At 62.6% G+C, this 25,568-nt stretch carries 20 protein-coding genes and 1 pseudogene; 19 read left to right on the forward strand and 2 right to left on the reverse strand.

The genetic code is table 11. The features are described from left to right. Window positions 1-30: 30 nt before the first annotated feature. The 19 genes and pseudogenes from V6766_RS12325 to V6766_RS12415 all read left to right on the forward strand — a co-directional run. Window positions 31-198, forward strand: a pseudogene (locus V6766_RS12325) (rcc01693 family protein); the annotation flags it as partial. Window positions 199-207: 9 nt separating this feature from the next. After that, window positions 208-786, forward strand: coding sequence for a phage tail tape measure protein (locus V6766_RS12330; RefSeq protein ID WP_448466823.1), 579 nt, complete (start codon window positions 208-210; stop codon window positions 784-786). 9 nt (window positions 787-795) lie between these two features. Then, window positions 796-1,425 carry a phage distal tail protein, Rcc01695 family gene (locus V6766_RS12335; RefSeq protein ID WP_448466825.1) on the forward strand — a complete coding sequence of 210 codons (630 nt, stop codon included), beginning with the start codon at window positions 796-798 and terminating at the stop codon, window positions 1,423-1,425. After that, entirely contained in the window at window positions 1,422-2,312 is an 891-nt protein-coding gene (locus tag V6766_RS12340) for a DUF2163 domain-containing protein (protein ID WP_448466827.1), read from the forward strand. Before V6766_RS12335 ends, V6766_RS12340 begins: the two co-directional genes overlap by 4 nt. Further along, window positions 2,309-2,746, forward strand: coding sequence for an NlpC/P60 family protein (locus V6766_RS12345; protein ID WP_448466829.1), 438 nt, complete (start codon window positions 2,309-2,311; stop codon window positions 2,744-2,746). Before V6766_RS12340 ends, V6766_RS12345 begins: the two co-directional genes overlap by 4 nt. 9 nt (window positions 2,747-2,755) lie before the next feature. After that, on the forward strand, window positions 2,756-6,598 hold the full coding sequence (locus tag V6766_RS12350) for a baseplate multidomain protein megatron (RefSeq protein ID WP_448466831.1): 3,843 nt from the start codon (window positions 2,756-2,758) through the stop codon (window positions 6,596-6,598). 16 nt (window positions 6,599-6,614) lie between these two features. Continuing rightward, on the forward strand, window positions 6,615-6,821 hold the full coding sequence (locus tag V6766_RS12355; protein WP_448429765.1) for a hypothetical protein: 207 nt from the start codon (window positions 6,615-6,617) through the stop codon (window positions 6,819-6,821). Window positions 6,822-7,002: 181 nt separating this feature from the next. Then, window positions 7,003-7,245 (forward strand): hypothetical protein, encoded by a 243-nt coding sequence (locus V6766_RS12360; protein WP_448466833.1) that lies wholly within the window; start codon window positions 7,003-7,005, stop codon window positions 7,243-7,245. A gap of 39 nt (window positions 7,246-7,284) precedes the next feature. Then, the gene (locus V6766_RS12365; protein WP_448466835.1) at window positions 7,285-7,947 is read left to right on the forward strand and encodes a response regulator transcription factor; all 663 of its coding nucleotides are present in this window, start codon (window positions 7,285-7,287) and stop codon (window positions 7,945-7,947) included. Further along, a complete protein-coding gene (locus V6766_RS12370) occupies window positions 7,944-9,323 on the forward strand; it encodes a sensor histidine kinase (RefSeq protein ID WP_448466837.1) in 1,380 nt (459 codons plus the stop codon). The genes V6766_RS12365 and V6766_RS12370 overlap by 4 nt, the downstream gene beginning before the upstream one ends. Before the next feature lie 156 nt (window positions 9,324-9,479). Continuing rightward, a complete protein-coding gene (locus tag V6766_RS12375; protein ID WP_448466839.1) occupies window positions 9,480-9,872 on the forward strand; it encodes a hypothetical protein in 393 nt (130 codons plus the stop codon). A gap of 111 nt (window positions 9,873-9,983) precedes the next feature. Continuing rightward, window positions 9,984-11,120 carry a c-type cytochrome biogenesis protein CcmI gene (ccmI, locus tag V6766_RS12380; protein WP_448466841.1) on the forward strand — a complete coding sequence of 379 codons (1,137 nt, stop codon included), beginning with the start codon at window positions 9,984-9,986 and terminating at the stop codon, window positions 11,118-11,120. Continuing rightward, a complete protein-coding gene (gene ccmE / locus V6766_RS12385) occupies window positions 11,117-11,566 on the forward strand; it encodes a cytochrome c maturation protein CcmE (protein WP_448466843.1) in 450 nt (149 codons plus the stop codon). Before ccmI ends, ccmE begins: the two co-directional genes overlap by 4 nt. Then, window positions 11,563-13,557 (forward strand): heme lyase CcmF/NrfE family subunit, encoded by a 1,995-nt coding sequence (locus V6766_RS12390; protein WP_448466845.1) that lies wholly within the window; start codon window positions 11,563-11,565, stop codon window positions 13,555-13,557. Before ccmE ends, V6766_RS12390 begins: the two co-directional genes overlap by 4 nt. Then, window positions 13,554-14,012 carry a cytochrome c-type biogenesis protein gene (locus V6766_RS12395; protein WP_448429751.1) on the forward strand — a complete coding sequence of 153 codons (459 nt, stop codon included), beginning with the start codon at window positions 13,554-13,556 and terminating at the stop codon, window positions 14,010-14,012. Before V6766_RS12390 ends, V6766_RS12395 begins: the two co-directional genes overlap by 4 nt. 105 nt (window positions 14,013-14,117) lie before the next feature. Then, window positions 14,118-15,656 (forward strand): Do family serine endopeptidase, encoded by a 1,539-nt coding sequence (locus V6766_RS12400; protein WP_448466847.1) that lies wholly within the window; start codon window positions 14,118-14,120, stop codon window positions 15,654-15,656. Window positions 15,657-15,777: 121 nt separating this feature from the next. Next, window positions 15,778-16,467 (forward strand): response regulator transcription factor, encoded by a 690-nt coding sequence (locus tag V6766_RS12405; protein WP_330165987.1) that lies wholly within the window; start codon window positions 15,778-15,780, stop codon window positions 16,465-16,467. Window positions 16,468-16,470: 3 nt separating this feature from the next. Further along, complete coding sequence (locus V6766_RS12410; RefSeq protein ID WP_448466849.1) at window positions 16,471-17,895, forward strand: ATP-binding protein; 1,425 nt, start codon at window positions 16,471-16,473, stop codon at window positions 17,893-17,895. Window positions 17,896-17,955: 60 nt separating this feature from the next. After that, window positions 17,956-20,910: a bifunctional [glutamine synthetase] adenylyltransferase/[glutamine synthetase]-adenylyl-L-tyrosine phosphorylase gene (locus V6766_RS12415; RefSeq protein ID WP_448466851.1), complete on the forward strand. Its 2,955-nt coding sequence runs from the start codon at window positions 17,956-17,958 to the stop codon at window positions 20,908-20,910. A 6-nt stretch (window positions 20,911-20,916) separates the two neighbouring features. On the opposite strand, the gene V6766_RS12420 is transcribed toward V6766_RS12415, so the two are convergent. Next, complete coding sequence (locus tag V6766_RS12420) at window positions 20,917-22,560, reverse strand: PAS domain-containing protein (protein ID WP_448466853.1); 1,644 nt, start codon at window positions 22,558-22,560, stop codon at window positions 20,917-20,919. 227 nt (window positions 22,561-22,787) lie between these two features. After that, a complete protein-coding gene (gene pepN, locus V6766_RS12425) occupies window positions 22,788-25,430 on the reverse strand; it encodes an aminopeptidase N (RefSeq protein ID WP_448466855.1) in 2,643 nt (880 codons plus the stop codon). Window positions 25,431-25,568: the final 138 nt, after the last annotated feature.

Consider the following 25,568-nt stretch of genomic DNA (forward strand, 5'->3'; position numbering starts at 1 on the left):
CGACCTCCCGTCGCCGAACCGTTCCCCTGGCGGGCGGCGATCCATACCGGGCTCTGTACGCTGCGGCTTCCCCCGGCGACGTTCTGGGCGCTGTCGCCGATGGAGTTTGCGGCGATGGCGGGCGCGTTCGCTCCGGCCGAGGGCTATCCGACGCGGGCGGTTCTTGATGACCTGATGACCCGCTTTCCCGACAGATGAGGACGTTTCATGGACATTGAAGAGACGAGTATCGATGGCGCACGCGAGAGCGCCAGCGCGCTTTACGACGTGCTGCTCGATCTGGAAACGCAATCCGACCGGTTTGCGGGCGCGCTTACCACGGCGCTGAAGGACGCTACGCTTGGAGGCAAGGGGTTGCAGACGGTGCTGGGCGATCTTGGGCGTCGGTTGAACGACCTGGCGCTGAACGCGGCGCTGAAGCCGCTGGAAGGCGTGATCTCGAGCCAGATCGGGTCGTTGACAGGCGGGCTGGTGGAAGCGGTGGCCCATGCCAAGGGCGGGGTGCCGGGCAGGATCACGCCTTTTGCCGCCGGCGGCATCGTTTCGACGCCGACCTATTTCGGAATGAATGGCGGCCTGGGGCTGATGGGCGAGGCTGGCAGCGAGGCGATCCTGCCGCTGAAACGCGGGGCTGATGGCTCGCTTGGCGTAGCCGCAGGTGCCGGTGGCGGCGCGCGGATCGTTTTCAACGTGTCGACGCCGGATGCGGAGAGCTTCCGCAAAAGCGAGGGACAGATCTCTGCGATGTTGGCGCGGGCGGTGCGCTCCGGCCAGCGCAATATCTGAGGAGCGGTCATGAGCGCGAGTTTTCACGAGGTGCGGTTTCCGCTGCGCCTGTCACTCTCGGTAAGCGGCGGGCCGGTGCGGCGCACCGATATCGTCAACCTCTCCAACGGCCACGAATCGCGCAATCAGCGATGGCGGGATTCGCGGCGGTCCTACGACGCGGGTTCGGCGGTGCGTTCGGTGGCCGATCTTTATGAGCTGATGGCGTTTTTCGAGGCACGCGGCGGCCAGCTCTACGGGTTCCGGTTTCGCGATCCGGTCGATTTCAAATCCTGCGGGCCGCTTGCCGAGCCGGAAGCCGGCGATCAGTGGATAGCGACCGGAGACGGCGCGACGACGAGCTTTCAATTGATCAAGACCTATGGCGACGGCGCGGCGTCCTGGACCCGGACGATCCAGAAGCCGGTGGCCGACAGCGTGAAGGTCTCCGTGGATGGCGTTGCCGCATCCGGATTCTCCGTCGATGCGGCGAGCGGGATTGTGACGTTTGCGAGCCCGCCGGCGAACGGCGCCGCGATTTTCGCGGGTTATGAATTCGATGTGCCGGTGCGCTTCGATATCGATCGCATCGACATCAATATGAAGGCGTTCAATGCAGGCAGCGTGCCATCGGTGCCGCTGGTGGAGGTCAAGCCATGAGGGAGATTGAGGCGGGGCTGCTGGCTCACCTTTCAGCAGACGCGACCACGGTGTGTTCCTGCTGGCGGGTGGTGCTGAAGGACGGCACGGTCATGGGGTTTACCGAACATGATCACGATCTCCACTTCGCATCCACGACCTTTCTGGCCGCGAGCGGGTTTGCGGCGACGAACCTCGAGACGGAAGAGGGGCTTGCGGCCAGTACCAGCGAGGTCGCGGGCGGGTTTTCCAGCACGGCGATCACCGAGGAAGCGCTGGCGGCCGGACAGTATGACGGGGCGCGGGTGGAGGCCTACCTAGTCAACTGGCGCAACCCGTCGCAACACCAGCGGATGTATGTGCACGAAATCGGCGAAGTGACCCGTGAGGGCGGCGGATTTACGGCGGAGCTGCGGTCTGTGACGCACCGCTTGTCCCAGCCGCAGGGGCGCAGCTTCTCTCGCCGTTGCGATGCGGCGTTGGGAGACGGAAAATGCGGGTTTAACCTGGCCACGCCGGGGTTCACGGCGACCGGGACCGTCGTCGCGGTCGATAGCGATGCGCAACTGACAGTATCGGTCGCCGGAGAATTCGCCGCGGGTTTCTTTTCGTTCGGCGTTCTGTCGTTCGAGAGCGGGGCGCTTGCCGGCACGAAAGCGGATATCGAGACCAATCAGGGTGCGGGCGCTGCGATGCGGCTGGAGCTCTGGCTACCGCTGGAGGCGGCGCCGGAGATCGGCGATGCGGTGCGGCTGACGGCGGGCTGCGACAAGTCGTTTTCCACCTGCCGGGCAAAGTTCGGCAACCATCTCAACTTCCGGGGTTTCCCCCATATGCCGGGCGCGGACTTCGCCTATTCCTATGTGAATGGCGAGAGCGAGCATGACGGACGGGCGCTCTACAAATGACGGCGCTTGGCGATGCGGCCGTGGCAGCGGCCGAAAAATGGCTCGGGACGCCTTATCGCCACCAGGCGAGCGAATGCGGACTTGGATGCGATTGCCTTGGGCTGATACGCGGCGTCTGGCGGGAGCTCTATGGTTTTGCGCCCGAGCCGGCGGCACCCTATGCCGCCGATTGGGCGGAGCGGAGCAGCGAGGAACGGCTGCTTGAGGCGGCGCTTCGCTATTGCGGGCCGGCGATCACGATTGGCGAGATGCAGCCGGGCGATATTCTGCTGTTTCGCTGGCGGGCGCAGTTTTCGGCCAAGCATGCCGGTATCTTGTGCGATCCCGACCATTTCATCCATGCCTATGAACAGGCGGGCGTAATCCGCTCCGCCCTTGTTCCCGCATGGCGGCGCAAGGTCGCAGGCGTGTTCCGCTTTCCCGACCGAGATTGAGGTTTCAGCATGGCAACTATCGTGTTTCAGGCGGCCGGCGCCGTGTTCGGTGGGCTGCTCGGCCCGTTCGGCGCGGTTGCCGGCCGGGCGATCGGCGCTCTTGCCGGCAATGCGCTGGACGGACTTATCTTTTCCGGCGGCGGACAAAAGGTAAAGGGCAGCCATCTTTCAAGCGCGCGGATTGGCGGCGCGGAGGAGGGCGCTGCGATCCCCCGGGTTTATGGCACGTCGCGCATCGGCGGAACGCTGATCTGGGCAACGCGGTTCGAAGAGGAAGTGACCGAGGAGCGCACCGGCGGCAAGGCTGCGGGCTCGACGGTCGAGAGCTTTGCCTATTTCGGGAATTTTGCCTATGGCCTCTGCGAGGGGCCGGTAGCGGCGATCCGGCGCGTGTGGGCGGACGGTCGCGAACTCGATCTCGCCAATATCGAGATGCGGTTTTACCCCGGCTCGGACAGCCAGTTGCCAGATCCGCTGATCGAGGCGAAGCAGGGGGCCGGGAATGCTCCGGCCTATCGGGGGCTCTGCTATGTGGTGTTCGAGCGGCTGCCGCTGGACACGTTCGGCAACCGGATACCGGTGATCCAGTTCGAGGTGCTGAAGCCCACGGGTTCGCTGGAGAGCCAGATCCGGGCCCTTGCGATTATTCCGGGCGCGACCGAGCACGGGCTTTGCCCGTTTCCCGTGACCGAGGCGCTGGGCAGCGGCCAGCAGCGGATCATGAACCGCAACACGCTGACGCGGGCGACCGACTGGGAAGCCTCGATCGACGAGCTGATGGCGCTGTGCCCCAATCTGGAACGGGTGGCGCTGGTGGTGGCATGGTTCGGTTCGGACCTGAGGGCAGGGGAATGCCGGATCGAACCGGGCGTGGAAACGCCGTTCCGCAAGGAAGAGAGCACGCCGTGGCGGGTATCGGGCATCGCCCGCGGCGAGGCGCACATCGTTTCCACGCATGATGGCGGTCCGGCCTATGGCGGCACGCCCAACGATGAAGGGCTGATCGCGGCGATCGCCGATCTGAGGGCGCGCGGCATCGAGGTCTATCTCTATCCGTTTTTGATGATGGATGTGCCGGCCGGCAACGGTCTGCCCGACCCGCACGGCGGTTCCGAGCAGCCGCGCTACCCCTGGCGGGGACGGATAAGCTGTCACCCCGCACCGGGCCGGCCCGGCACTACCGACCGCAGCGCTTCGGCCCGTGCCCAGGTGGAAGCGTTCCTGGGGACGGCGGAGAACCATCAGTTCAACACCTTTGGCGGCGGGGTGAATTTCACCGGCGATGACAAGGGCTATCGCCGGTTTATTCTGCATTACGCGCATCTGGCGCGTGCCGCAGGCGGCGTGGACGGGTTTATTCTAGGCTCCGAGATGCGGGGGCTGACCTCCGTGCGTGACGGGAGCGATGCCTTTCCCTTCGTGGAAGGGCTGATCGCGCTTGCGGCCGATGTGCGCTCTGTCCTGGGCCTCAGGGGGCGGGTGACTTATGCCGCCGACTGGAGTGAGTATTTCGGCTACCATCCCGCCGATGGCAGCGGCGATGTCTATTTCAATCTCGACCCGCTATGGGCGAACCACAATATCGCGGCGGTCAGCATCGACAATTATATGCCGATTTCGGATTGGCGCGACAGTGATCTGGGCGCTGAAAACCCTGATGGATTCAAGGTCGCGAACGATCCGGATGGTTTTTGGGGGCAGGTTGCCGGTGGCGAGGGCTATGATTGGTACTATGTCAGCGATGCGGATCGGGCGGCGCGTATTCGTACGCCGATTACCGATGGTCTATCCGGCAAGCCCTGGGTCTATCGTTACAAGGACATCCAGAACTGGTGGGCGAACCCGCATTATGACCGCGTCGGCGGGGCGGAATCGCCGACGCCGACGGCCTGGGTACCGATGTCGAAGCCGATCTGGTTTTCCGAGCTTGGGTGCGCCGCCGTCGACAAGGGGGCCGGGCAGCCGAATGTCTTTGCCGATCCGAAATCGGCGGAATCGGCGTTTCCCTATTTTTCGAGCGGACAGCGCTCCGATGCCGAGCAGCGCCGGTTTCTGGAGACGCAGCTTTCCCGGTTTGAAACCGCGGAAACGCCCGTCGATTTCGGGCATATTTTCCTCTGGTGCTGGGATATCAGACCCTATCCCGCCTTCCCGCAGAATTCCGATCTATGGACCGATGGCGCCAACTGGACAACCGGCCACTGGCTGAACGGACGGCTGGGGGCGACGACGCTTGCCGACACGGTGCGTGCGCTTCTGGCCGACCACGGTTTCCACGATTGCGACGTGCGGCTTTTGAACGGCGATCTGACGGGCTATCAGCAGGCCGATATCGACAGTGCCCGCAATTTGATTGAGCCGCTGCTTTCGCTGTATTCCGCCGATACGATCGAGCGCGGCGGCGTGCTGCAGTTCCGCTCCAGGCTCAGGGCGAGCCTGCCGCCGGCGACGATCGACGTGACGGCGGAGCGCGAGGAGGCCGGTCGCTTCAGGGAAACGCGCAGCCATGAGAGCGATCTCGCCGGCGAGGCGGTCGTCTCCTATTTCGATCCTTTCACCGATTACGAGCAGGCGAATGTCCGTTCCAGCCGCGTTGTCGCGGTCAATGACCGGGTTTTGCGTTATGCGCTGCCCACGGTGCTGCCGGAAACCACGGCGCTTTCGCTCGCGGGCGACATGCTGCGGGAGAACCGGATTGCGGTGCGCACGCTCTCGCTCGATCTGTCTCCACAGGCGCGTGGCCTGGAAGTGGGCGATGTCGTGCGCATCAGCGACGGGCCGGCTGGCCGGTTCATGGTCACGCGTGCCGAGCTTGGCGAGACCCTGAAGATCGAGGCGCGCTCTTTTGCGCCGCTTGCGGGCGCGCGGTTTCTGCCGGTGGATCGGGGCCGGGTTCACGAAGATGCGTCCGACGGGTTTGCGCCGCGGGTGGTCTTTCTGGATCTAGCCCGCGACGGCGGCGGCGCGCCGGAGAGCTTTGCGCGCATCGCTGCGTTTGCGAGGCCATGGCGCCGCATCTTCGTTTCCTCGTCCGCCACCACGGAAGGTTATGGAGCCAATGTGGTGATCGAGCGGCCGGCAGGGACCGCGCGCCTGGCCGAGGCGCTGTCGCCTGGCGTGAGCGGCCGGTTTGATTTCTCCGAGGATCTGGCCATCGACCTCGATTTTGGCGGCCTTTCCTCGGCTTCGAAAGACGCTGTGTTGAGCGGCGCCAACCGGATCGCCGTTCGCGCCGGTAACGGCGTTTTCGAGATTATCGGTTTTCTCAATGCCGTCGAGATAGCAGCGGGGCGCTGGCGGCTCACCGGACTGCTGCGGGGGCTTTACGGGACCGAAGACGCCATGATGGCCGGGGCCTTGGTCGGAAATGACGCGGTTGTTCTGGGCGATGCGGTGATCCCTGTCGGCCTGAGCGCGCGCCACATCGGTCTTGAACGCAATTACGTGATCGAGGCCGCCTATGGGCAGCAGGATCTGAAGGGGCCTTACGTCTTCGCCGGCGGATTGCGGGCGGAGACGCCGCTTGCGCCGGTTCATCTGCGCGCGCGCCGGATGGCCTCCGGGGACATTCATTTCAGCTGGATCAGGCGATCGCGGCTCGACGCGGACGACTGGGCGGCAGCCGAAATACCGCTGGACGAGGATGTCGAACGCTACCGGCTCGAGCTGTTCGACGGCGCGACAATGGTGCGGCGTATCGAGATGGGCGTTGCGGAATTTCTCTACGCGGCGAGCGATCAGGCCGACGACTTCGGGTCGCTGGCCGGCGCGATGACGGTCAGGCTTTGCCAGCTCGGACGCAAGGTGCCGCTCGGCATCCCGCTGACCGCAGAAATAAACCTTCCCAACTGATAGAAAGGAAAATGCTATGGATGTGAAAAAATGGTATCTCTCCAAGACCGTTTGGGGCGCTCTGCTGGCGGTTGCCGCGCCGCTGCTGCAGCTTGGCGGCATCTATATCGATGACGGCACGCAGAGCGAACTGGCGGCTTCGATTACCACGATCGCAGGTGCAGCGGGCGGGATGCTCGCGCTGTTCGGGCGGATTGCGGCGAAGTCGTCGCTAACCCGTTAGCTTGAAACCATCATCTTTACACAGGACTGGTCGGAGCTTCGGGCTCCGGCCAGTACACCATTTTCGATTTTGCTGAAATTAAGATTGCAAGCGTTTCGACGGGGCTATTCATTTGGAGTTCAGCCACGTATCTTTATAAGGACTTGCGAATGGTGCGCAGGATGGCGAAGAAGAAGATTTGATGTCGTTGAAACCTCTATATATTCTGGTACTGACCGGCTTGTTGCTGGGCGGAAACAGTGGAACGGCCGGCGCCGCCAGCTGCGCAAACGCCGCGCGTCAGGTTGCGGCCAGCACGGGCGGTGATCTGCTTTCCGCTCTGCCCGCGCCGGACGATCCGAATATGTGCCTGGTAACGGTGATCGTTCCGGCAAGCGACGGCAGCCCGCCTCGCAAGATCACCCGCCGCGTTCCGGCAAGCTGAAGTCTGTCAGGCTGGCGCCTGCAAGAGCGGACAACTGAAATGCGAATTCTGCTGATCGAAGATGATGAGAACCTGAACCGCCAGCTTGCCCAGATGCTGCGGGAGTCAGACTATGTGGTTGATTGCGCCTATGACGGCGAGGAAGGCCATTTCCTCGGCGACACCGAACCATATGACGCGGTCATACTCGATATCGGTCTGCCCCAGATGGATGGCGTGACCGTGCTCGACAAATGGCGGCAGGCCGGTCGCAACATGCCAGTTCTGATCCTGACGGCGCGCGACCGCTGGAGCGACAAGGTGGCCGGGATCGATGCCGGCGCCGATGACTATGTCACCAAGCCGTTTCACATCGAAGAGGTGATGGCCCGCATCAGGGCGCTGATCCGTCGCGCCGCCGGTCATGCAGCGGCGACGATCACCTGCGGCCCGATCGAACTTGACGTCAAGGCCTCCAAGGCCACGCTCCACGGCGAGATATTGAGGCTGACCTCGCACGAATACAGGCTGCTGTCCTACCTGATGCATCATCAGGGCGAGGTGGTCTCGCGGACGGAGCTGACCGAACATCTTTATGATCAGGATTTCGATCGGGATTCCAACACGATCGAGGTTTTTGTTGGCAGACTTCGCAAGAAAATCGGAGCTGACTGGATCGAGACGGTGCGCGGCCTCGGCTATCGCATGCAGGCGCCGGGATGAGGTTTGCGAATTCCCTTACTCTGCGTTCGCTGGCTCTGACGACCGTATGGTTTGCGATCGCGCTTCTTGTGATCGCGATCGTGATTTCAGCGCTCTACCGCAATGCCGCGGAGCGCGGTTTCCGGCAGCTTCTACAAGCCGAAATGTTCAATGTGATCAATTCGGTATCGATTGATGATGAGGGCGAACTCAAGGGATCGCCCCAGCTTGGAAATCTGAACTATCAGCAGCCACAAACCGGCTGGTACTGGGTTGTCGATCCTCTTTACGACAAATCCAAAAAGTCTCTGCAATCGCCCTCTCTCGGCGCGCAAGACCTGCCGGTTACCCCTGAGAGCGAAGTTCCCTATGACGGCAATTATCGGCGCACCTATATCGTTCGCGACGACAACAATAATGACCTGGCGGTGATTGAAACCGTTGTCGTGATGGACGAGAAGGACCGGGCAACCCGGATCCGGGTGTCGGGCAATCGCGATGCGGTTGACAATGACGTACGCTGGTTTTCGCAGCGGCTCTACATAGCGCTCGCCCTTTTCGGGATTGCGAGCATTCTCCTCAATGGCCTCATCATTTTGTGGGCGCTGCGCCCGCTCGACCGGGCGCGTGTGGCCTTGCGCCATATTTCCGAGGAGGGCGAGGGAGAAATGCGCGGGCAGTTTCCGGTGGAGATTCAACCGCTTGCCGATGAAATCAATGCCTTGCTGGCAAACAACAGGGCAATCGTGGAGCGGGCGCGGATGCAGGTCGGCAATCTCGCGCACTCCCTGAAGACGCCGATTGCGGTGCTTTTGAACGAGGCCCAGGGCATGGCCGAGAAGGAGGGCAAACTCATCGCTTCGCAAGTGGTAATGATGCAGGCCCAGGTTCAGGCCTATCTGAACCGGGCGCGCATCGCTGCCCAGACCGAATCGATCCTGACGCGCTGTGAGGCGGAACCTGTGCTTGAACGGCTCGTGAGGGTGATGCGGCGGCTGAACCCCGATAAATCCTTCGTGTTGACATGCGAGCCGGGTCTTCTTCTGGCAACCGAGCAGCACGACCTCGAGGAGGTTGTCGGCAACCTTCTGGAAAACGCTGCTCGATTTGCCGAGAACGAGGTTCATGTGAGTGCGCAAAGCCGGGCGGATTCCGCTGAGCCTGGAGACTGGGCCGAGATCATCGTGAAGGATGACGGGCCGGGCCTGACGCCCGATGAAATCCGAAGGGCAATGAAGCGCGGCAACAGGCTGGACGAGAGCGGGGCGGGCTCCGGCCTTGGTCTTTCGATCGTTGATGATATCGTACAGGCCTATGGCGGTCGTTTCGAGCTGACCGGACTTGAGGGGGCTGGACTGCACGCGCGCGTTGTTCTTCCGGCGAAAAGCAGGAAATAGTTGATCGCGACCCCGCATGCGAATTATGGCCACATTCTGTGCTTAGCGACGATATAGCGGGAGCGCTGTGGATCGGGGAACCATTCTTTCTGCTCAACGCTTTCTCTGATGACGCAAAACAATATGACGGGAAAACTCGTGATACGAAATTGGCAATTGATTGCTGTCGTTCTCATGATCTCAGGCTGTTCGGCAACCGGCGGCGGTGGAGCGTCAGTCGCTCCTCAGCCCGTGGCGGCGCAGGCAACCGCTCAGTCGGCGGCGCTGGATGGCGGGTTGGTGCAGCGCGCCGGCATTACATTGTCTCCTTTCGATCAAGCCAAGGCACTGCAGGCCGAGCAATATGCCCTGGCGGCGGCGCCGGCGGGCGAAGCCGTCAACTGGCAGGGACAGGGCGCGCGCGGCTCTGTGACCGCGGCAAGCCCCTATCAGGTCGGCGAACAGAATTGCCGGCAATATACGCAGCGCATTGTGGCCGACGGCCGTGAGTTTGTCGGCCGAGGGGCCGCCTGCCGCGAAGCTGCCGGTTCGTGGAGCCTGCTCGATTAACACAGCGGCCTCTTGCGGGATGACCAGCCGAAGTGCGACGTTTTGAGGCAGGTTCGCCGCCTGATGTTTTGAACTGTTGGAATTTTCGCGGGGGTGGCGTACGAAGACGACATGATATTCGCGCTTGCCGCCATTGTCCTGACGCTTGCCGCGGCTTTTGCGGTTGCCGTACCGTTGTTCCGGCGGGACGCGCCGACAGATGCGGTCGCTACCGGGCCGGACCCGATCTATCGTTCCCAACTGAAAGAACTAGATCGGGAACGGCGAGACGGTGTTATCGACGAGAATGCCTATCTTTCGTCCCGTGCGGAAATCGGGCGAAGGCTGATGGCCTCGGAAGCGAGCGCGGCGGACAGAGCCGCGAAGCGGCGGGGCGGTGCCGCGCGCCATCGTATCGCAACGGCGGCATGCGTATTTGCTGCGCTGATTGTGGCGGGCGTTGCCTATCCCCTCCTGGGCGCGCCCGGCGCGAAGGATTATCCGCTGTCGGCCCGCCTCAACTCGGAGAATCCGGAGCTAGCTGTCCTTGTCGCGCAGGTCGAACGGCATCTCGCGCAAAATCCCGACGATGGCCGGGGATGGGACGTGATCGCGCCGGTCTATTTGCGCGAAAACAGGCTTGATCGCGCTTATGAAGCCTATACCAATGCCATAAGGATTTCCGGCCCGAGCCCGGAGCGACTTATGGGGCTCGGCGAGACGCTTGTGTCGCTCGAATCGGGTTTCGTCAATGACGAGGCGCTTGAGGTGTTTCGAGAGGCCGAGGCATTGTCGCCGGGCAATGTCAGTGCCGGATATTATATTGCGCTGGCGGATGAGCAGGCCGGGAGCCACCAGGCCGCGCTCGATCGATTCGACGCCTTGCTGGAAAAAATGCCGGAGAACGCCACCGGACGCGACGTGATCGAGCGGCATATCGCCTTGAATCGAGGTCGGTTGGCGCAGACGGGCGCGCCGGCGTTCGGGCCCGATCAGCATGACATCGACGCGGCGGCCGCGCTGTCGCCGCAGCAGCGTGCCGAAATGGTGGAGGGCATGGTCTCGGGGCTGGCGCAACGCCTTGAACAGGAGCCCGACGATATTGAAGGCTGGATGCGGTTGATCCGCTCCTACGCGGTGCTGGGTCGGGAGGATGATGCCAACGCGGCGTACGATGCCGCGCTGGCCTATTTCGGGGCGGAGAGCCCTGCCGGCCAGCGGCTTGAGCAGCTTGCGACGGAACTTGCGCTTTCGGGAGGAAGATCATGACGCGCAAGCAAAAAAGGCTCGCTGTCATCGGCGGCGGGGTGGGTTTTATCGCGATCGCGGTTCTGCTGGTGCTTTTTGCGCTGAGCCGCAGCGTCTCCTATTTTTTCATGCCATCTGATTTTGCCGAAAATCCCGTCAGTTCCGAAACGCGGATAAGGCTTGGCGGGCTCGTCGAGGACGGTTCGGTCCGGGGCGCGGAAGGGGCGGGTGTTGCCTTTGCCGTTACCGACGGCAATTCTTCCGTTGAGGTGCGCTACGCTGGCATTCTGCCTGATCTTTTCCGCGAAGGGCAAGGCGTGGTAACCGAAGGACGGATGGGACCGGACGGGATCTTCCGCGCCGACACCGTGCTTGCCAAACATGACGAGAACTACATGCCCAAGGAGGTCGCCGACCGTCTGAAGGCCGAGGGCGTATGGGAAGGCGAGGAGGGCGGAACACCTTGACCGTTGAACTCGGACTCTATGCGCTGATCCTCGCTCTGGCAGTCTCCGTTCTGACGGCGACGCTGCCGCTTGTGGGCGCGCGTACGCAGAACATGGCCTTGATGGGCATTGCGCGCAGCGGTTCTCTAACCCTGTTCGCGCTGGTGGCATTGTCGTTCGCCATTCTGATCAGGAGTTATCTTCTCTCCGATTTTTCCGTGCGCAATGTCTGGGAAAACTCGCATTCGCTGATGCCGCTGATCTACAAGTTTTCGGGCGTCTGGGGCAATCATGAAGGCTCCATGCTGCTGTGGTTGCTGATCCTGACGTTTTTCAGCGCGCTGGTGGCGGCCTTCGGGCGCAATCTGCCCGCCGATCTGCGAGCCAATGTACTTGCCATCCAGGCCCTGATCGCCACGGCTTTCATCCTTTTCATTCTTCTCACTTCCAATCCGTTCAGCCGCATCTTCCCTGTTCCCGCAGAGGGACGGGAGCTCAATCCGATCTTGCAGGATATCGGCCTCGCCATTCATCCGCCGCTTCTCTATCTCGGCTATGTCGGGTTCTCTGTCTGTTTTTCCTTTTCAGTCGCAGCGTTGCTCAGCGGGCGGATCGATTCGGCCTGGGCGCTTTGGGTGCGGCCCTGGGCGCTGCTTGCATGGCTGTTTCTGACCGCCGGCATCGCGATGGGCTCCTATTGGGCCTATTACGAACTGGGCTGGGGCGGATGGTGGTTCTGGGATCCGGTGGAGAACGCATCCTTCATGCCGTGGCTGGCGGGCACGGCGCTGCTGCATTCGGCTCTCGTCATGGAGAAGCGCGAGGCGCTGAAAATCTGGACCGTGCTCCTGTCGATCCTGACATTTTCGCTTTCCCTTCTCGGGACGTTTCTCGTTCGCTCCGGCGTTCTCACCTCGGTCCACGCCTTTGCGACTGACCCGACCCGCGGCGTTTTCATTCTGGCCATCCTCGCCTTCTTCATCGGCGGCGCGCTTACGCTTTTCGCCCTGCGGGTGCCACTCTTGCGGGCCGGCGGCCTGTTCTCGCCGATATCGCGGGAAGGCGCTCTGGTCTTCAACAATCTGATTCTGACTGTCGCCGCCGGCACTGTGTTGATCGGAACGCTCTATCCGCTGTTTCTTGAGACGCTGACCGGCGAGAAAATCTCGGTAGGACCGCCGTTCTTCAACCTGACCTTCGGGTTGTTGATGATCCCGTTGCTGCTGGCCGTACCCTTCGGGCCGATGTTTTCGTGGAAAAGAGGAGACCTCAAGGCTGCGTCCGAACGTCTTATGGTCGCGGCGGTCCTGGCGCTGATCTTCGCCGCGGTCTTCGTTTACTTCCATGAAGGCGGACCGGTTCTGGCCGTTGCCGGCATTGCGATCGCGTTCTGGCTTATCTTTGGAGCGCTGTCGGATATCTGGACCCGCTCAGGATTTGTCCGTCTGCCGTTTTCGAAGGCTTGGCCGCGGTTCAAGGGACTGCCGCGCTCGGCCTTCGGCGCGGCGCTTGCGCATTTCGGCCTCGGCGTGAGCGTATTGGGCATATTGGCGGTTTCGCTTTACGAAACGGAGGCCGTGCTGGAGATGACGCCAGGATCCGAGGTCGCCCTGAGCGGCTATACGGTCACCTTTGAGGGGGTCGAGACTGTGCGCGGTCCCAACTACACTGATGAACGCGGAACATTTGCGATCAGCGCGGACGGGAGGGCATCCGGCGTGGTGCACTCGGCCAAACGGCTCTACCCTTCGAGCAATACGCCGACGACCGAGGCGGGCATCAGGACCTTCGGTCCCAGCCAGCTTTATATTTCGCTTGGCGACCCGCGGCAGGATGGAGCCTGGGTCGTGCGCGTGTGGTGGAAGCCCTTCATCTTGTGCATTTGGCTTGGCTTCGTGCTGATGGCTGTCGGCGGGGTTGTCTCGCTTTCCGATCGCCGTTTGCGGATTGGCGCGCCGGCGCTGAGCAAGAAAAGAACGCAGCCAGCGCAAGCCCTGGGGGCCGCTGAATGATTCGGCTTGTTGTCTTGGTTTTTGCCGTGCTGCTCCCGATCGCTGCGGCCGCTGTCGAGCCGGATGAGATGCTGAGCGATCCTGCGCTTGAGGCGCGGGCGCGGGAGATTTCAGCGGAGCTTCGCTGCATGGTCTGCCAGAACCAGTCCATCGACGATTCCAATGCCGACCTCGCGCGCGATCTGCGTCTTCTTGTGCGAAGCCGGCTGGAAGCCGGTGACAGTGATGATGAGGTCATCGATTATGTCGTTTCGCGCTATGGCGAGTTTGTTCTGCTGAAGCCCCGCTTTTCGCCGCATACCTGGCTTCTATGGGGGGCGCCGGCCCTTCTCATCCTGTTGGGCGCCATCGGTTTGTGGCGGCTTGCGGCCGCTCGCCGCGGTGCTGACAGACCGCTCTCCCGCCAGGAGGAGGAGCGGCTGGAGAAGATTTTGTCCGAGACGGACGACCATTAACAAACCTTCATCTGGCGGACAGTGTTTTGTAAGGTCCCAGCTTTTATAGTCCCTCTATTCGATATGAAATCATTCAACCATCGACACCAGAGGAAAAGCAGACCTATGTTCCAGCAGCCCACCGGACCAAACAAGTTCAGGTCACTCTTGAAAGCCTCGGCAGCTGCGGGCGTCGCAGCCGTGCTGTTTTCCGCCGGCGCTCCCCTGACGGTGACGGAAGCGCTTGCCGACCCCGTCCATGTTCAGGCTCCGGAAGTCCCGGGATTTGCCGATGTCGTCGAAGCGGTCTCGCCCGCGGTTGTCTCCGTGGTCGTTGAAAGCAACGTCCAGCCGGTCGCCCAGCAGGATGGCAGCTTCGGTTTCGGCTTTGGCGGGCGCGGTTTCGACAACCTTCCCGATGATCACCCCCTCAAGCGCTTCTTCCATGACTTCGGCGCGCCGAACGAGCCGACACCGCCGCCGCAGCCGCGCAAGGGCGGGCCGCGTCCGGTTGCGCAAGGCTCGGGCTTCTTCGTTTCCGAGGACGGCTACCTCGTCACCAATAACCACGTTGTGCGCGAAGGCGACGCATTCTCGGTGCGCATGGATGACGGCACAGAATACGATGCAAAGCTGATTGGCACCGATCCCCGCACCGATCTGGCTGTGCTCAAGGTGGATGCCGACCGCGAGTTCACTTACGTGAAGTTCGCGGACGATCAGAACCTGCGCGTCGGTGACTGGGTTGTCGCGGTCGGCAATCCGTTTGGTCTTGGCGGCACGGTCACGTCGGGCATCGTTTCGGCGCTTGGCCGCGATATCGCCTCCGGTCCTTATGATGATTACATCCAGGTGGATGCTGCGGTGAACCACGGCAACTCCGGCGGCCCGACCTTCGACCTTAGCGGCGAAGTCGTTGGCGTTAACACCGCGATCTTCTCGCCCTCCGGCGGCAATGTCGGCATTGCTTTCGCAATCCCTGCGCATCTGGCCCAGGACGTCGTTGTCGACCTCATCAATGATGGCGTGGTCGAGCGCGGATGGCTCGGCGTTCGTATCCAGCCCGTCACCGAGGACATCGCCGAATCGATCGGACTTGCAAAACCGGAAGGCGCGCTCATCTCGGAGCCGACCAGTGACAGCCCCGGCGCCAAGGCGGGCCTGAAGCAGGGCGACGTGATTACCGCCGTGAATGGCGACGTGATCGAGGATGCCCGTTCGCTTTCGCGTATGATCGGCATGATGGAACCGGGCGACGAGGTGGAGCTGTCGGTCTGGCGTGACGGAAAGTCCCAGACGATCGATGTCAAGCTCGGTGAATTTCCGACTGACGATGAACTGGCCGCAGCCGATGGCCTTAGCGGGCCGACGGAAAGCTCGCTGATGACCCAGCTCGGCATCGAGGTTCGCCCGGCCGATGACGGCAAGGGCGTCACGGTCACGGCCGTGGACCCGAACTCCGACGCCGCGACCAAGGGCCTGGCAACGGGGCAGAAGATCCTGAGCGTCAACAACAAGGACGTCAGCTCGGCCGCGGATATTCTGAAACAGGTAAAGGATGCCGCCGATCAGGGTCGCAAGCAGGCGCTGTTCCAGGTCGAGACCGAAAACGGCAGCATGTTCACCGCGCTGCCCACGGAAACCGACGCCGAAGACGCCGGCTGATCCCCCATCAGCATTGGAGGAGGCGCATCGCGGAAGCATGCGCCTTTTCCGTTTCAGGAGACCTTAGATGTTTTCCAAAGAGCCGGTTGAGCCTGCTTGTCACACCGAGGCCGATGGCGATATGGTCCCCGGCATGCGTGTTCTTGTCATCGAAGACGATCTGGAGGCGGCCGCCTATCTGACCAAGGCCTTTCGCGAGGCCGGCATTGCCTGTGAGCATGCCGGCGACGGCGAAAGCGGCCTGTTCATGGCCAGCGAGAACGAATACGACGTCCTGGTCGTCGATCGCATGTTGCCGCGTCGCGACGGGCTTTCGGTGATCTCGGCGCTGAGGGCGCGCGGCATCAATACGCCTGTGCTGATTCTCTCCGCGCTCGGTCAGGTCGATGACCGGGTGACCGGTCTCAGGGCAGGGGGCGACGACTACCTTCCCAAGCCCTATGCCTTCAGCGAGCTTCTCGCCCGCGTCGAAGTGCTGGGCCGACGCAAGGGCGCGCCGGATCAGGACGTGCTCTACAAGGTGGGCGATCTGGAGCTCGACCGCCTGTCGCATGAAGTGCGCCGCGCGGGCCGCGAGATCACGCTTCAGCCGCGCGAATATCGCCTGCTGGAATATCTGATGAAGAATGCCGGCCAGGTCGTTACCCGCACCATGCTTCTGGAAAATGTCTGGGATTATCATTTCGATCCGCAGACCAATGTGATCGATGTCCATGTTTCGCGGCTGCGGTCCAAGATCGAGAAGGACTTCGACAAACCCCTGCTGAAGACCATTCGCGGTTCCGGCTATATGATCAAGCATGATGCGTAACGAATGAGGGAGCGGCTGAAGCTTCTGTTCAAGTCAACGGCGGTACGACTCTCCGCTGTCTATATTCTGCTGTTCGGGCTTTGCGCGGCGGTGATGGTGTTTTATGTTACCGCCGTCTCCGAAAGTCTGGTGGAACGTCAGATGCGGGATTCCCTCCATCGCGAGATCGCCCAGCTTGATGCCGCGTTCGAAAGCGGCGGCATTCGCAGGCTTTTCAACACGATCGAAAGACGCGCCCGCCAACCCGGCGCCAATCTCTATGTCATCGCCAGTCCGCAGGGCGAGATCCTGGCAAGCAATGTCGCCTCGCTCCAGCCCGGCGTGCTGGACAATGCGGGCTGGCTCGATACCCCCTTCCGCTATGAAGGCTTTGCCGAAAACAACAAGGGCGACCGCTACAGCCTTGCGATCGGCTATGTGATCGTGCTCGACAATGGCATGAAGCTGATGATCGGCCGTGATCTGGGGGATCCCGAAAGGCTGCATATCATCGTCAGGCAGGCGCTGCTTCTCGCCCTTATCATCATGGGCGTTGGCGCGCTGGTGATCTGGTTCGCGATCGGCCGCAACGCGCTGAAGCGCATGGACAGGATGTCGTCGGCGAGCGGCAAGATCATGGCCGGCGATCTGTCCCAGCGCCTTCCCGTAACCGGTTCCGGTGATGAATTCGACCGGCTTTCCAATTCGCTGAACCTGATGTTGGACCGCATCGTCCGCCTGAACGAGGGGCTGCGGCAGGTTTCCGACAACATTGCCCATGATCTCAAGACCCCGCTGACGCGTCTGCGCAACAAGGCGGCCGATGCCGCCGCCGCCGAGGACCCGGAAGAGCGGCGCACCTCGCTCGAAGGCATTATCGCCGAATCCGACCAGCTCATTCGCACCTTTAACGCCTTGTTGATGATCTCCCGCGTCGAGGCGGGCGCCGTTGCGGCGGAGATGTCGCCGGTCAACCTGTCCGCGATCGTCGAGGACAGCGCCGAGCTTTACGGCCCGGTGGCCGAGGAAGCCGGCATGACGCTTGAAATCGCGATCGAGCAGGATCTTTCGGTGAACGGCAACCGCGAACTGATCGGGCAGGCGATTTTCAACCTCCTCGACAATGCCATAAAATACGCCTCGGCCTCGGAAAGCGAGCCGCGCATCTATCTGTCGCTCAAACGCGAGGGTGCGGATGCCGTGTTCATGGTTGCCGATAACGGACCGGGCATCCCCGCCAATCGCATCGAGGATGTCAAAAGGCGGTTCTTCCGTCTGGATGAAAGCCGCACCAAACCGGGCACCGGACTTGGCCTCTCCATGGTCGATGCCGTGACCGATATGCATGGCGGTAAATTCGTGCTTGCCGAAGCCAGCCAGTATGTTCCGGGCTATGGCGGTCTTGCCGCGCTCCTTCGCTTTCCGCTCACCGCCAATCGTTCGCGCTGAGCGGCTTTTGCTTCCGCTCCGTCAATGCTAAGGCGGAGAAAAGAAGTTTCGGAGGAAGCTATGCAGGAGACCGAGGGTCGCTTGGCCGACAGTGCGGCAGGGCGCATCTTTACGCTGGATGAGGCGGCGGCAAGGGAAGCGGCAGAGGAACTTGCCGAAGCTGTCGAAAGCCACGGACTTCCGGCCGTCCTCGCCGACGCCGAGGCCCCTTTGACCGCCTTTATCGCGGCCGCCTTCACGCTCTCCCCCTTTCTCCACGACACCTTCCGCTCCCGGCCCGACCTGCTTGGCCGGATCGATGAGCCAATCGGCCCGCAAATCGAGGCCGAAATCGAAAAGGCGCGCACTGCCTGGATCGTTGAAGACGGCTCCCAGAGCGATGGCGAGATCATGACGCGGCTGCGTCGGTCAAAACAGCGCGTCGCCTTCCTCACCGCGCTCGCCGATCTCGGCGGAGTATTCCCGGCCGAAGTCACGACGGATCTCCTGAGCCGCTTCGCCTCCGCCGCCGTTGCCGCCACGCTCGACCATCTGCTCGTCTCCGCCGCCGGCGAAGGCAAGATCAGGCTGCCTCCTTCCCAGGACCACCCTTCGGAGAACTCCGGCGTCGTGGTGCTCGGCATGGGCAAGCTCGGCGCTAACGAGCTCAACTATTCCTCCGATATCGATATTGTCGTCTTCTTCGATCCGGAGGCGGAGATCATCATCGACCCCGACGATGCGCGGGAGCTGTTTCCCAAGCTGATGCGCCGGCTTGTGCGCATCCTGCAGGAGCGCACGGGCGATGGCTATGTGTTCCGCACCGACCTGCGGCTGCGCCCGGACCCCGGCTCCACGCCGCTCGCGATCCCTGTCGAGGCGGCGCTGATCTACTACGAAAGCCGCGGCCAGAACTGGGAACGCGCCGCCTATATCAAGGCAAGGCCGATCGCGGGCGATATCGCCGCCGGCGAATCCTTCCTCGCCGAATTGGCGCCCTTCATCTTCCGCAAATATCTCGATTATGCCGCGATTGCCGATATCCATTCGATCAAGCGGCAGATCCACGCGCACAAGGGCTTCGGTCTCGTGGCCGTCCATGGCCACAACGTCAAGCTCGGGCGCGGCGGCATTCGGGAGATCGAGTTCTTCGCCCAGACCCAGCAACTGATTGCCGGCGGCCGCATGCCGCAATTGCGCTGCCGTCGCACAGTCGATGCCCTTGACGCCTTGTGCGAGGCCCGGTGGGTCGACAGGCAGACCGCCGATGAGCTGAAATCTGCCTACTGGTTCCTGCGCAATGTCGAGCATCGCATCCAGATGGTGCGTGACGAACAGACCCATATTCTGCCTGAGGATGATGCCGAACTGCTGCGGATCGCGCGCATGAGCGGGTTCCGGACGACCGATGAATTCGCCGCAGCGCTGGTATCGAACCTGAAAACGGTCGAGAAGCGCTATGCCCGCCTGTTCGAGCGGGAGCTGACGCTGTCCGGCGAGACCGGCAATCTCGTCTTCACCGGCGAGGATGACGATCCCGGCACGCTGGAGACGCTTTCGAAGCTCGGTTTTGAGCGGCCGGCCGATATCGCCCGCATCATCCGCACCTGGCATTATGGCCGCTATCGCGCCACCCAGAGCACCAAGGCCCGTCAGCGACTGACCGAGATCATGCCCGATCTGCTGGCAGCCTTTGGCGCCAGTCGACGCGCTGACGAGGCGCTGCTGCGGTTCGACCGCTTCCTCTCCGGCCTTCCAGCGGGCATCCAGCTTTTCTCGCTGCTCAAAAGCAATCCCAACCTGCTTCTACTGTTCGTCGAGATCATGTCCGCCGCGCCGCGCCTTGCAGAGATCATCGCGGCGCGCGCCCATATCGTCGATGGCATGCTCGATCCGGCCCTGCTCACCGAAATTCCCACGCGCGATTATCTTGCTGGCCGCCTCGAAGCCTTCATGGCCGGCGCGGAGATCTATGAGGAGCGGCTTGATCGCCTGAGGATATTCACCGCCGAACAGCGCTTCCTCATCGGCATTCGCCTTCTGACCGGCGCGACCGGTGGTTTCGCCGCCGGCCGCGCGCTGACGGTGCTGGCCACGCTCGCGATCGAGGAGGCGCTCGCCGGCGTGCTGTCCGAAATCGAACAGTCCCACGGCAGGCTTAAGGGGCAGCGGGTCGCGGTGCTTGCCATGGGCAAGCTCGGCAGTGCGGAACTGACCGCCGGCTCGGACGTTGATGTGATCGTGCTTTATGATTGCGACGACCCGCTCGGCTCTTCCGACGGCCCGAAATCGCTCGACGCGCCGCGCTACTTCGGGCGCGTGACCCAGCGGCTGGTGGCCGCGCTCAGCGCGCCCACGGCGGAAGGCGTGCTCTACGAGGTTGACATGCGGCTGAGGCCCTCCGGCAATGCCGGGCCGCTTGCCACCCGACTTGCGGCATTCGAGAAATACCAGCTCAACGACGCCTGGACCTGGGAGCATATGGCTTTGTCGCGCGCCCACCCGCTCTGCGGCGATCAATCGCTGATGAAGGACGCGGCCGCCGTCATCGATGCGGTTCTGGTGAAACCGCGTGACCGGGCAGCGCTGGCGCGCGATATCGCGGAAATGCGGGCGAGAATCGAGCGCGACAAACCGGCGAAAAGCATCTGGGACCTGAAGCTGATTGCGGGCGGCCTGATCGATATCGAATTCATCGCCCAGTTCTGCCACCTCGGCTCCGACCAGCCGCGGGAAAAGGCCGGCGGCGGCGAGGCTATGAGCACGGATGACGTTTTGGTGCGGTTCGGGCCCGAGTTCATGAATGCGGGCGATCTCGAAGCCTGCCGAAAGGCGCTGGCGCTTTACACCGATATCGCCCAGCTCACGCGCGCCTGCCTGAACACCGGCTTCAAGCCCGATACCGCGCCAGCGGGGCTTCTGGACCGGCTTTGCAAATTGTCGGATTGCCCTGATATCGAAGCGCTGGAGGCGCTGATCACCGATACGGCTGATGAGGTGCGTTCGATCTTCAGAAAGCTGTTGCCGCTGGCGTAACCGGCGTTACGCCACGGTCTTGCGGATGATCGTCCCCGCTGCGCGGCTGGCCCTTTCGGATGAAAGCTCGGCTTCTTGATCGTATCGAACCGGGATGTCGCGACCGAGCGCACGATTGAGCGCGGCGCATTTCAGCTCCAGCCTGCGGCGCGCGGCGGCAAGGGCCGCCACCTTTTCGCGCAGCCTGGCCTGTTCGCCTTGAAGGCGGCATTCATCGCTCTTGAATGCGGTGATGTCGGAGCCGACGGTGAGCAGCGCGCCATCCGGCAGCCGGCTTTCGCTCACCGCCTGCCAGTGTCCGGCCGGCGTCCTGATCTCGCGTGACACGGCGTCATCGCCGCAGATCCGGCGAACCACCACGGCATCGTCGGCGACAAGGCTGTCGCGGCGGGCGCTGCCCTCCACGCCATAAGCTGCAGCGAAGCTGGCATTCGCAAGCTCAAGGCGTCCGTCCTTACCCCAGAGCGCCAATGCCTGCGGCATGGCGTCAAACGCGGCCTGATAGAGGCTTGCGCGCTTCGTGGCCGTCTCGACTTCCCGGCGGCTTGCACTTGCCGTGCGGATGGCCGTGCCGCTGACCGCGATCCTGCCATCGGTCTGGCCGGAATGGGCGCGGATATCGATGCGGGTATAGCGACCGTCATGCTGGCGGATGCGGAAACTCGCCTCGATCAGCCCGGTATCTGCCGGCGCAAACCTGCGGAAGAAGCCGGCGCGATCGTCGGGATGGATCAGCGCAAGCACTTGCCTGTGCGTGATCTGCCGCGGCGCGGAGCCCAGGCCAAGCGCCATTGCGGCCGAGCCGTCGAGAAAGGTGAGGCCGGCCTGCGGGTCGAACGACCAGAGGCCCGTTTCGCCATTGGCCAGCATGCCGTCGCGCCGCGCTTCGTTTTCCAGCATCAGTTCGGTGGTGTGGTCGGCGCGGTTGAGCTGTGCGTAATAGGCGTAGACCACTACCAGCAGCAGCATCGCCATAGCCGCAAATAGCGTGACGTTAAGATTGATCTCCGCCCGCCACAGGGCGTTCATCGTCTGCATCGAATGCAGTGCGATCACCATGCCGCCATCATTGCCCGCCAGGTGCATGGAGACCTGATACGGCACGCCATTGATGTGCGTTTCCACGACCCCGCCTGAAGAACGGCTGGGGCGCGCGGAGGTCAGTTCGGGAAAGACGGCGGCAAGTGGACGTCCGGTCAGGCTCGCGCTGGCGCCGGTCGCAGCAAGCACCACGCCGGTCGTGTCGATCACCACCAGATCGGTATCCGAACCGGCCGCGACAAGCGCGTTCAGTTCCTGAGCGGTTTCGGCCGCGCTGGCCGGCTCGAAAAGCCGAGGCTCGTCCTCGAGCGAGGCGAGCGCCATGGCCGAGGTCAACTCGGTCGCCTGACGGACGGCATCTTCCATCCGCTCATGGCTCGACATCAGCGACAGACCGCGCGCCGCCGCCACGCTGATGAGAAAGGCAATGATGAGAAGGGGAATCGACTTCTTCAGGATCCGTTCGATGGCCGGCCGCTCAAGCAAACCGAAGCCGCCGAGGTCGACAAATCCCGTCTGCTGCGCCGCGGTGAAAACCCGCTGTGTCCCCGCATGAGCGCGCAACTTCCCGTTGACTGTGGGGCGTCCCCACATGTCCGATCTCTTCATTGGTCTGGTTCCCTCGTGTGATTCGGCAAACCGCCTTTGCGAATCTGCCCTAGTGAATCAAACGTGATTCGCCTTGTCCAGCGCCCATAGGGAACCTTTTGTTAACCATAAGCATAAAAAGGCTTTTTTGTGTTCGCGGTCCTTCCGGCATACCGCCATCGGCGGCGTGCTAGCGTTATGGGTTACGAAGGCAAGGACTCCGAACGCACTTTTTTGCAAGCCCTTCGTCAGCTTTTCAACATGCGGTTGACGATATCGCGGAGGTTGCGGGAAAGGTCTTCCTGACCCGCAATGCGCTCAATCTCTGCCCGCGCCTTCTCGCGCCGCCCGGCTTCAAGCGACTGGAACGAGCGCATGGCGGTCATCATCCGCGCTGTCAGCGTGGCGTTGCGCGGGTCGGTGGCGAGGATGAAATTCGCGAAGAACCGGTAGCCGGCCCCATCCGGGCGGTTGAACCCGGTGGGATTGGACGAAGCGAAAGCGCCGATCAGTGCGCGCACGCGGTTGGGGTTGCCCTCATCGAAGGCAGGGTCGCCCATCAGTTCGGCCACGCGGTCGAGCGTGGCTTCGCCGGGAACGGTCGCCTGAGCGGTAAACCATTTGTCGAGCACCAGCGGCTCGCCGTCGAAACGCTGTCGGAAATCGGCGAGCACGGCGCCGGTTTCTGCGTGGCCCGGAAACTGGTGCGCCAGTATGCGAAGTGCTGCAATCATATCCGTCATGTTGGTCGCCGCGTCATAGGCGCGCTGCGCCGGCAGCGGCGACTGTTCGGCTTCGGCGAAATAGGCGAGCGCCGTGTTTCGAAGCGCCCGGCGTCCCGCGCTTCCCGCATCCGGGCTGAAGCCGTTGTCTTCCCGCAGTTCCTCCACGAGCCTGGCGAATGATGCGCGCCCCGCATTAGCGATTGCGGAAAACACCGCCTTGCGGGCAAGGTGGATCGCATCCGGGTCCACGTCTTCACCGATCTCGCGGCCGATATCGAGTTCGCTCGGCAGCGTCAGCGCCAGCGCGCGGAAAGCCGGCTCAAGGCTGCTATCCTCCGCAGTCTCGATCAGGATCGAGGCGAGGGCGCTGTCGGTATCCACGCTGCGTCCGGCCCTCACTGCCGCCGTGGCGTGGGTGAGAACCTCCAGCGACAGCCCGTTGATTGCATCCCAGCGCGCCACGAGGTCGCTTTCCGCGCCCGCGATTTTCAAGCGATCTTCGCGCGGCTGGTCGAACCGCACCCGCACGGGCGCGGAAAAATCGCGGTTGAGCGAGATCGCCGGCTTCGCCCCCAGGCCCTCGAACACGAAGGTCTGTTCGCTTTCCGTCAGATGCAGCACATCGCCGGTGCGCTCGCCGCCGCTCACCGCGGACGGTTCCATGTCGTCGCCATTCGGGCTGATAAGGCCGACCCGCAGGGGAATGTGAAGCGGTTTCTTGTCGCTCTCGCCGGGCGTGGGCGGGGTGCTCTGCGACAGTGTGAGTTCCAGCCGCCCCTCTGCCGCGTCATAGGAACTGCGCGCTCCGATCACCGGCGTTCCGGCCTGATGATACCAGAGCGCGAAATGGGAGAGGTCCCGGCCGGTCGCATCCTCGAAGCATTTCAGATAGTCCTCGATCGTCACCGCGCCGCCGTCATGGCGCTCGAAGAACAGGTCGAGGCCCTTGCGGAACCCGTCTTCTCCGAGCAACGTCGCGATCATGCGGCTGACTTCGGAGCCCTTTTCGTAGACGGTGGTCGTGTAGAAATTGTCGATTTCCATATACTGCGTCGGTCGCACCGGATGGGCGAGGGGCCCGCCATCCTCGGGAAACTGGTGCGCCCTCAGGAACTTGACCTCATCCACCCTTACCACCGGCCGAGACCGCTGGTCGGCCGAGAACTCGTGCTCGCGGTAGACGGTGAGCCCCTCCTTCAGGCTGAGCTGGAACCAGTCGCGGCATGTGATCCGATTGCCGGTCCAGTTGTGGAAATATTCGTGGGCCACCACCGCCTCGATGCGGGCGTAATCGTCATCGGTCGCCGTCTTCGGATCGGCGAGGATCAGCCGGTCGTTGAAGATGTTGAGGCCCTTGTTCTCCATCGCGCCCATGTTGAAGTCGGAGACCGCGACGATCATGAAGATGTCGAGGTCGTATTCGCGCCCGAACCGTTCCTCATCCCATTTCATGGAGCGCTTCAGCGCGTCCATCGCATAGCCGGCGCGTTCCGCCTTGCCATGTTCGACATAGATGCGCAGCGTCACCGAGCGGCCCGACATGGTGGTGAAACGATCCTCGATCATCGCTAGGTCGCCGGCCACCAGCGCGAACAGATAGGACGGTTTCCTGAAGGGATCGTGCCATTTCGCCAGATGCCGGCCGTCGCCGAGGTCGCGTTCCTCGACAAGGTTGCCGTTGGACAGAAGCAGCGGGTTCTTCGCCTTGTCGGCGATGATGGTCACCGTGTAGACGGTCAGCACGTCGGGCCGGTCGTAGAAATAGGTGATCCGGCGAAAGCCCTCCGCCTCGCATTGCGTCGAATAGACGCCATTGGTGCGGTAAAGGCCCAGAAGCTGGGTGTTGGCGGTCGGATTGATATTGGTCTTGATCGTCAGCGTGAACGCGTCGTCGGCCGGCAGATCGTTGATCGTCAGATGGTCGGAAGTGCATTCGTAGCGCTCGGGCAGCAGCGGCTTGCCGTCAAGCGCTAGACCCGCAAGCTGAAGCCCGTCGCCGACAAATTCGAGCGGGGCGTCGGGCGAGACGCCCGGGCGGCGCTTCATCCTTATCTGCGACCCGACCGTCGTCAGTACCTCTCCCAGCTCGAAAATCAGATCCACGCTTTCGATGATGAAGTCCGTCTGGCGATAGTCTTTCAGATAGACGGTCCGGTCGTTACGCATTGTAGCCTCATTCTCTTTCGGTGCGCCTGAGCGATTTGTGCGCTAAGAAAGCGCCGAATGTTCAAAAAAGCAAATCTTTGGCTGCGCGGCGGGAAAACTGTGCATTCCCGCCCTATCTGGCCTATGGTTAGTACCCAC

Source organism: Martelella sp. AMO21009, from assembly GCF_053484295.1.